This is a genomic window from Streptomyces niphimycinicus (assembly GCF_018883605.1).
Lineage (GTDB): Bacteria > Actinomycetota > Actinomycetes > Streptomycetales > Streptomycetaceae > Streptomyces > Streptomyces niphimycinicus.
On record NZ_JAHLEM010000855.1, the window covers coordinates 1 to 2,706 of the forward strand.

General features: G+C 72.9%; 2 protein-coding genes and 1 pseudogene. 1 reads left to right on the forward strand and 2 read right to left on the reverse strand.

The annotated features are described in order from the left end of the window. Window positions 1-4: 4 nt before the first annotated feature. Window positions 5-1,219, reverse strand: a complete 1,215-nt coding sequence (locus KN815_RS44200) for an adenylate/guanylate cyclase domain-containing protein (protein WP_216347388.1) — start codon at window positions 1,217-1,219, stop codon at window positions 5-7. Window positions 1,220-1,365: 146 nt separating this feature from the next. Further along, window positions 1,366-2,253 (reverse strand): biotin--[acetyl-CoA-carboxylase] ligase, encoded by an 888-nt coding sequence (locus KN815_RS44205; protein WP_216347389.1) that lies wholly within the window; start codon window positions 2,251-2,253, stop codon window positions 1,366-1,368. A 267-nt stretch (window positions 2,254-2,520) separates the two neighbouring features. Here KN815_RS44205 and KN815_RS44210 point away from each other — a divergent pair. Beyond that, a pseudogene (locus KN815_RS44210) lies at window positions 2,521-2,706 on the forward strand (methylmalonyl-CoA carboxyltransferase); the annotation flags it as partial.

The following is a 2,706-nucleotide window of genomic DNA, read 5'->3' on the forward strand; positions in this document are numbered from 1 at the left end:
GGCGTCATGCCCGGCGGCTCAGCAGCCACGGCTCCACGACCCCCAGACCACGCACCGGCCGCTGCCACATCGGCTGGAGCGCGAACCGGTACGAGGGCGGCTCCTCGCCCTCCTTCTCCGCCGCGGCGGCCGCCTCCGCGGCCTCCGCCTCCGACACCGGGGCCTCCCCGGTGCGGCTCAGCTCCTCCGCGAACGCGCCGTCCACCAGGACCGCGTTCTTGGGGGCTATGGAGGTCAGCCGGCTCGCCAGGTTCACCGTCGTCCCGAAGACATCGCCCATCCGGGTCGTGACCGTGCCGAACGCGATCCCGACCCGCAGCTCCGGCATCGTCTCGTCATGCGTGAGCGTCTCGATCAGGCGCAGCCCGATCTCGGCGGCGATGCCCGCGTCGTCGGCCGCGTAGAGCACCTCGTCGCCCAGCGTCTTGATCAGCCGCCCGCCGTGCGCCGCCACCAGGTCGGCGGCCGTGGTCTCGAACGCCTCGACCAGCTCGCCGAGCTCCTCCTCCTCCAGCCGCCGGGTCAGCCGGGTGAAGCTCACCAGGTCCGCGAAGCCGACCGCCAGCCGCCGGTCCACCATCTCCGCGTCGTCCGCCGCCTGCACCACCCGGCCGGTCGCGGCCGCGAGCTGGCGCCGGTAGACGTAGACCAGGAACTCCTCCAGCTCCGGCAGCAGCAGCTCGACCAGCGGATACGCGATCTCGGTCCGGGTCATCCCGGTCTCCTGGGGGTCGGTGAGCCCCTCCAGGAACGAGTCGATCTGCCAGTCGGCGAGCCGGGCGCTGGTCTGGCCGGTGGACCGCGCCACCTGGATGGCCATCGGCTCGCTCAGCAGCCCGGCCTCCACCAGACCGGACAGCCGGCGCAGCGCCAGCACATCGGCCTCGGTCAGCGCCTTGGCCTGGCCGATGTCGGCGAAGCCCATGGCCCGCCAGAAGCGGGTGGCCAGCTCGACCGAGACGCCCGCGCTGCGGGCGGCCTGGAAGGGGGTGTAGCGCCGCTCGGCACCGAGGATGAGCTGCTCCAGCCGGAGCGCGATGGGATCCGGCTGGTCCGCATCCTCAAGGGCCTCGTCGGGTGCCTCTTCGGGGGCCTCCTCGAGGGCCTCCGCGGCGGCGCTCTCCCGCGCCCCGGTGTCCCGTACGGCCCCGTCCGGCGCGGCGGCGTCCCACGCCTCGCGCTCCTCGGCCGTGCCGGAACCCGCGTCGTCGGCGGTCACCGCCCGCCCCCTGTCAGATCCCTGCGCACTGCCCTTCCGTTCCCTCTTCCCGGTTGGGTTCCGAATCGCCCACAGCCGCCCCGAGCTGGACCGACCGCGACCACGATACGTCAGGTGTGCCGTAGCTCACTCTCCACGGCAGGGGTTCATTCCTCCCTCGGTACGGAGCGTAGATGCACGATGTCCCCGGCGGAGACCGGCTCCTGAACCCCGCCCTCGGTGGCCAGAACCAGCCGTCCGTCGCCGTCGATCGCGACCGCCTCGCCGACCCGCTCCCGGCCGCCCGGAAGCTCGGCGCGCACCTGCCGCCCGAGGGTCGCACAGCCCGCCGCGTAGCTCTCCTGGAGGCCGCTCGCGCCGGGGTCGCCCTCGAAGCGGCACCACTCCCCGTACCACTGAGCGATCGAGCGCAGCACGGCCCGCAGCAGCGGATCGCGGTCGGTGGAGATCGCGTCGGCCAGGGCCAGCGACCCGGCGGTGGGCACCGGAAGCTCATCCGCGCGTAGCGAAACGTTCAACCCCATGCCGATGACCACCGCGTCCCCGGCCCGCTCGGCGAGGATCCCGCCGAACTTCCGCTCCTCGCCCGCGACCGTCACCAGCAGGTCGTTCGGCCACTTCAGCGCGGTGTCCACGCCCGCCGTGCGGCTGAGCGCCCCGGCGCTCGCGACCCCGGCGAGCAGCGGCAGCCAGCCCCAGCGCTCGGTGGGCACGCCAACGGCGGCGGGCCGTAGCAAGATGGAGAAGAAGAGCCCGGACCGGGCCGGAGCCGTCCAGGCTCGGTCGAGCCGGCCGCGCCCCGCGGTCTGCTCCTCGGCCACGAGCACCGCGCCCTCGGGGGCTCCGGCCCGGGCCCGGGTGACCAGATCCGTATTGGTCGAGCCGGTCGCCTGCACCACCTCGAACTCGGTCCACAGCCCGCCGGGGACCACCAGCCCCCGGCGCAGCGCGGTGGCGTTCAAGGGGGGCCGCTCCAGATCGGACCAGCGGCCGGGCCCGTCACCTGGGCTCCCTGAGGTGTCAGAAGGCGTCATGAGGGCCAGCCTAGGGTCAGGAGGTGTGGCCAACGACGCAGTGCCACCAGGCGGTGCCGCCGATACGCTACGTGCCGGTAGCCCAGCCGGCGCAACAGCCGCCGAACGGTCCGTAACCACCGAACGTCCATAGGCTCTCACTGATCACGATTCCGACCCCATATCCCGTTCCCACCGCTTCCCCTGATCCCCTCCGACCCTGAAGAAGCCCGCCGTATCCAGAAGTCCGCCGTATCCACCCCCAGGACGAGCAGGAGCCGCATCCCGATGTCCGACCCGGAGATCGCCCCCGAGATTCCAGACCGTCACACCACCGCGGGGAAGCTCGCGGATCTGAAGCGCCGTATCGAAGAGGCGACCCATGCGGGGTCCGCGCGCGCGGTGGAGAAGCAGCACGCCAAGGGCAAGCTGACCGCGCGCGAGCGCATCGACCTCCTCCTGGACGAGGGGTCC

Bases quoted from the DNA above. Each gene is read 5' to 3' on its own strand.
- KN815_RS44205 (WP_216347389.1), bottom strand. From the start codon at position 2,253: ATGACGCCTTCTGACACCTCAGGGAGCCCAGGTGACGGGCCCGGCCGC.